Here is a 5,273-nt window from a genome sequence, read left to right on the forward strand (position 1 = left end):
GTCACCGCTGGCCCAAGGCGCTGAACGGCTGCCTACCGCCGGATATCCGTGTTCTAGGGGCCTCCACCGTCTCCAGCCAGTGGCACGCCTGTTTCAGTGCCTGCTGGCGCCGTTACCGCTACCTTCTCCATAACAATCCAGTGCCCAACCTGTTTCTGCGGACCACCAGTTGGCACCGCTACAACACCTCACTGGACGAGCAACGGATGGCTGCAGCCCTGCAGCCCCTGCTTGGGCACCACGATCTTCGTGCCTTTCAGCGGACTGGCAGCTCCCGCCCCCATGCCCGCACCACGATTCAAGCTGTGGACGTGCAGCGCTGGGGCGACATGGTGGCCGTTGATGTGCAGTGCAGCGGTTTCCTCTACGGCATGATGAGACTGCTGGTGGGCCAGCTGGTGGCCGTGGGTGAAGGCCGTCTTCCGCTGGCCGTGTTTGAGCAGCGCTGGCGGTTGGGCAAGCGGGAGGAGGTTCAAGAGGCAGCACCGCCACAGGGACTGTGTTTCATGGGCGTTGGCTACGAACCAGCCCTATTCCCCAACCCTGTCCCCTGTCCCTGGGGACAGCTTGGAGTATAATTAGGCGTCTGCAGACTCCTTCCTTACGGTGTGATGAACAAGACAGTCGTTCCCTCGGTGGGCAACCTGCAGCGGGACTGGTACGTGGTGGATGCTGCTGGTCAGACACTGGGACGCCTGGCCAGCGAAATCGCCAAGGTGTTGCGGGGCAAGCATAAGCCCACCTTCACGCCCCACATGGACGTGGGTGACTTCATCGTGGTGGTCAACGCCGAGAAAGTGACTGTGGGGGGCAGGAAAGCCCATCAAAAGCTTTATCGTCGCCACTCCGGTCGGCCCGGAGGCATGAAAGTGGAAACCTTTAGCCACCTGCAAGCCCGTTTGCCGGAGCGGATCATTGAAACCGCTGTGCGGGGGATGCTACCCCGCAATGCCCTGGGCCGCCAGTTGTTCCGCAAGCTCAAGGTGTACCGCGGTCCTGTCCATCCCCATGGAGCTCAGCGTCCGACCACGCTTTCCCTCTCCACAGCCAGTTGCTGATGTCAACCACCGACAACACCGTCTCCTACTGGGGGACTGGGCGCCGCAAGACTGCTATTGCCCGGGTCCGGCTTGTCCCGGGCAACGGCAAGGTCACCATTAACGGCCGTTCCGCCACTGATTACCTCAACCACAACCTGGCCTTTCTGTCCGCGGTTACGGTCTCACTGGAGACCCTTGGCCTGGACAAGGAGTATGACCTGTTGGTCAATTCCAAGGGGGGTGGCCTGAGTGGTCAGGCAGATGCCATCAAGCAGGGGGTTGCCCGGGCGTTGTGCAAGCTATCCCCTGATAATCGCAAGCCCCTCAAGGCGGAGGGCCACCTCAGCCGTGACCCCCGCGCCAAGGAGCGCCGCAAGTACGGCCTCAAAAAAGCCCGCAAAGCTCCCCAGTTCTCCAAGCGCTGAGCACGTCATGCCCAAACAGGACATTCATCCCACCTGGTACCCGGATGCCAAGGTGATCTGCAACGGTCAGGAGATCATGACCGTCGGCTCCACCCAGCCCGAGATCAATGTGGAAGTGTGGAGTGGTAACCATCCCTTCTTTACCGGGACCCAGAAGATCCTGGACACGGAGGGGCGCGTGGATCGTTTCATGAAGAAATACGGCATCCGCTCCAACCGGGTGGACGGGAAAAAGCGCTAAGGCTTCAACTCCCCCTGTGGCCCCTTCTTCAAGGCTCTGCTGATGGCAGCACCGTGCTATCTCACCGAGAAGCTTCAGATGGCCTGCCGGACGTTCCAGCAGTTGGAACGCCAACTGGCGGACCCTGGCCTCGCCAGTGATCCTGACGCCCTCAAGCGTTTGGGTCAGGAGCGGGCCCGCCTAGAGCCTGTGGTGACTGGCTTTGCCCACCACCAGCAACTGCAGCGGGAATACGACCAGGCCATGGATCTACTCCAGCAGAAGGATCTTGACCCGGATTGGCGCCAGTTGGCCAACGAGGAACTCAAGGCCTTACAAGAGGCACTGGAGACCAGTGAGCGGGTGCTTCGCCTGGCCCTGCTGCCCCAGGATCCCCGGGATGAGCGCAGCATCATGCTGGAGATTCGCGCTGGCGCCGGGGGGGACGAAGCGGCCATCTGGTCGGGGGATTTGGCACGCATGTATGAGCGCTATGCCCTGCGCCAGGGCTGGCGGGTGGCACCAGTGAGTGCCTCGGTGGCAGAGCTGGGGGGGTTCAAGGAGCTGATCTTGTCCATTCAGGGGGACAGGGTGTTCAGCCACTTGAAATACGAAGCCGGTGTGCATCGCGTCCAGCGGGTGCCAGCCACTGAATCCCAGGGCAGGGTGCATACCTCTACCGCCACAGTGGCGGTCATGCCGGAGGCGGATCCCGTGGAGGTGTCCATTGCAACCAGTGACCTGGACATCAGCACCGCCCGTTCTGGTGGGGCGGGTGGGCAGAACGTCAATAAGGTGGAAACCGCTGTGGATCTCCTCCATAAACCCACAGGAATTCGTGTGTTCTGCACCCAGGAGCGCTCCCAACTGCAAAACCGGGAGCGGGCCATGGACATTCTGAGGGCCAAGCTCTACCAACTGGCCCTCGACGAAGCCACCAGTAAGCAGGGGGCCCAGCGGCGCTCCCAGGTGGGCAGCGGTGACCGCAGCGAGAAAATCCGCACCTACAACTACAAGGACAAGAGGGCCACCGACCACCGCTTGGCCCGTAACTTTGACCTGGAGGCCGTGCTGGCCGGTGAACTAGAAGTCCTGGTGCAGGAGTCCTTGAACCGTGACCAGCGCCAGAAACTTGAGCAGCTTGCCGAGGCAACTCTTTCTGGCTGAACCCACGGGGGATCATCACAATCACCCCTGCCCGCCTCTGCGCTCAGGCACCGATGATGTACTTCTGCCACTCCTGGCGCTGGCCGTTGCGAATCTGTCGGGAGGCTTCAAAGTAAAGGGAACTGACGGGGCGACGCGGCATGGAGGCGATGGTCATGCCCGCTTCCCTGGGGGTTCGACTCCCTTTATGGACATTACAGCGGATGCAGGCCGTCACCACGTTGTCCCACGTGTGCTGGCCTCCCCGGCTGCGGGGGCACACATGGTCCACGGAGAGTTGCTCTCCCTTGTAGCCGCAGTACTGGCAGGTGTGCAGATCCCGTTGGAGGACGTTGCGGCGGGTGAGGGGAATGTCCTTGAACGGAATGCAGACGTACTGGCGCAGGCGAATCACGGTGGGGATCAGCAGATCCTTGTGGACAACAACCGTGTCCTGCTCCAGGCTTTCCGCCTTGCCCTTGAGCATCATGACCACGGCGCGCTTCCAACTGGTGATGTTGAGGGGCTCATAGGAGGCGTTCAGGACCAGAACCTGCCCCATCCAGACCATGGCTGATGTTCAATAGCATAGTAGGGCAGGTATGAACGGGTTGGGAGGCGGCCCATTGGCCATTGCGGATCTCATGCAGAAAACACCAGCCAGTGACACCGTTCGGATCCTGGTGGGTGACAGCCGTCAAGTGCTAGGACAGATTGCGCCGGGGACGGTTCAGTGCTGCGTCACCTCGCCGCCGTACTGGGGACTGCGTGACTACGACCATGGGGACCAGATTGGCGCCGAGCCATCTCCCGAAGGGTACGTCTCCAATCTGGTGGCTGTTTTTCAAGGGGTTCGTCGTGTACTACGGAGCAACGGGACCCTATGGCTCAATGTTGGTGACGGCTACGCCCGTAACGGTGGTACGGGACGCAGTGGTCCCAATGCCTTGGTGGGCAATACAAAGAAGCTGATTCAGCAGCGAAACTGCAAGGTACCCAACTGCTGGGGACTCAAGGATCGGGACCTAATGGGACTGCCATGGCGTATTGCGTTTGCGCTGCAAGAAGATGGCTGGCTACTGCGGTCAAAAATTACCTGGATCAAGAAGGCTCCCATGCCCGAAAGTGTCAGGAATCGACCCTCTAACGCCACCGAGGATCTCTTCCTGTTTGCCAAAAAACCCAGTTATTACTACGATAACCAGGCAATGCGAGAAGAGAGCGGCGCCAACCTGAGAAACTACTGGATCCTGGGTCCCGATTTCAGTGGTGTGCCCCATCCGGCAGTCTTCCCCAGAGAATTGGCCAGACGGTGCATCCTGCTGGGGAGTCAGCCAGGTGATGTGATCCTTGATCCATTTTCCGGATCCGGGACCACTGGGGTTGTGGCGGCTCAGTCGAACCGCGGAGCAATTCTTGTGGAGTTGAACCCAGTCTATGCTCAGCAGTCTCGGTCGAGGATCAATCAAGATCTTCAACTGACAATGATTCCATAGGAGACCATGACCAGCCTCAGAAAGCTGCGAAGTGATTATCACGCCAAGCTGGGGCAACAAGTTGTTCGTTTTTCTGCTCGGGCTGGTACTGGTGTCATTTATCCAAATTTTGCAGATTGCGGCAGTCGCTCCAGTGTTCTGATCGCCAACGGCATTGCCGAAGCACTGGGTATTTCCCGGCAGACTTCGGAACCGATTCCAGCACAGAGAGCTGGTGCCCTATTTGAGAGTCTCACCTGTGAGTTTATTGAACACACGTTCACAGCTATCAGCCACATGAGACCAGGCAAATGGAAGTACTTGACGTCGCAGACGCAGATTTCCAGATTTGCACAATATCGCCACCTCAAGGCACTCGATGATCTGGTTCGAGACGATAGAAACTTATCAACTGCGCTTGGACACGATTATCTTGTAACACCAGATATTGTCATTGCCCGCAGTACGGTATCTCATGACGACGTCAATGGGCAGGCGGTAGTTCTGGATCGTCCGGGCCTGGCAACCCTGACGCCATTCTTGGAATCAAACCGTTCTCCTGCTCTGCCTTTTTTACATGCCAGTATCTCCTGTAAGTGGACAATTCGGAGTGACCGCTCACAGAACACCCGCACAGAAGCCCTCAATCTGATCCGCAATAGAAAGGGCCGACTGCCCCACATCGTTGCTGTGACTGCAGAACCTCTGCCGATGCGCATTGCCTCTCTAGCGCTGGGCACTGGAGATTTGGATTGCGTTTATCATATTGCCTTGGACGAGTTGAAGAGGGTCTGCGGCGCCCTGGCAAGCTGCGAAGATCAGGCGGAGATGCTGTTCACAATGATTGATGGAGACCGACTACGGGACATTAGTGATTTGCCATTTGATCTCGCTGTCTGAACAATTGACGAGTCCACAATGGAACGGGTTGCGTGATGGTAGGCTCGCGTGAAGGATCCGAGTTCTG

At 58.8% G+C, this 5,273-nt stretch carries 8 protein-coding genes; 7 read left to right on the top strand and 1 reads right to left on the bottom strand.

The features are described from left to right. The 5 genes from FLM9_RS07045 to prfA all read left to right on the top strand — a co-directional run. The coding region (locus FLM9_RS07045) for a tRNA pseudouridine synthase A (RefSeq protein WP_143324647.1) at positions 1-578 on the top strand (578 nt) is incomplete at its 5' end. 33 nt (positions 579-611) lie between these two features. Further along, positions 612-1,058 (top strand): 50S ribosomal protein L13, encoded by a 447-nt coding sequence (gene rplM / locus FLM9_RS07050; protein ID WP_074457908.1) that lies wholly within the window; start codon positions 612-614, stop codon positions 1,056-1,058. Then, the gene (gene rpsI / locus FLM9_RS07055) at positions 1,058-1,465 is read left to right on the top strand and encodes a 30S ribosomal protein S9 (RefSeq protein ID WP_074457909.1); all 408 of its coding nucleotides are present in this window, start codon (positions 1,058-1,060) and stop codon (positions 1,463-1,465) included. Before rplM ends, rpsI begins: the two co-directional genes overlap by 1 nt. 7 nt (positions 1,466-1,472) lie before the next feature. Then, on the top strand, positions 1,473-1,706 hold the full coding sequence (gene rpmE, locus FLM9_RS07060; RefSeq protein ID WP_074457910.1) for a 50S ribosomal protein L31: 234 nt from the start codon (positions 1,473-1,475) through the stop codon (positions 1,704-1,706). A 42-nt stretch (positions 1,707-1,748) separates the two neighbouring features. Continuing rightward, the gene (gene prfA, locus FLM9_RS07065; protein WP_074457911.1) at positions 1,749-2,852 is read left to right on the top strand and encodes a peptide chain release factor 1; all 1,104 of its coding nucleotides are present in this window, start codon (positions 1,749-1,751) and stop codon (positions 2,850-2,852) included. A gap of 43 nt (positions 2,853-2,895) precedes the next feature. Here the strand turns inward: prfA and FLM9_RS07070 are convergent, their stop codons facing one another. Then, on the bottom strand, positions 2,896-3,393 hold the full coding sequence (locus FLM9_RS07070) for an HNH endonuclease (RefSeq protein ID WP_074457913.1): 498 nt from the start codon (positions 3,391-3,393) through the stop codon (positions 2,896-2,898). An 82-nt stretch (positions 3,394-3,475) separates the two neighbouring features. On the opposite strand from FLM9_RS07070, the gene FLM9_RS07075 reads away from it, so the two are divergent. Beyond that, on the top strand, positions 3,476-4,327 hold the full coding sequence (locus tag FLM9_RS07075; protein ID WP_074457914.1) for a DNA-methyltransferase: 852 nt from the start codon (positions 3,476-3,478) through the stop codon (positions 4,325-4,327). Positions 4,328-4,333: 6 nt separating this feature from the next. Next, complete coding sequence (locus tag FLM9_RS07080) at positions 4,334-5,206, top strand: NgoMIV family type II restriction endonuclease (protein WP_074457912.1); 873 nt, start codon at positions 4,334-4,336, stop codon at positions 5,204-5,206. The last annotated feature ends 67 nt before the right edge of the window (positions 5,207-5,273 follow it).

The sequence above is a fragment of the Candidatus Synechococcus spongiarum genome, assembly GCF_900047545.1.
Lineage (GTDB): Bacteria > Cyanobacteriota > Cyanobacteriia > PCC-6307 > Cyanobiaceae > Synechococcus_B > Synechococcus_B spongiarum_C.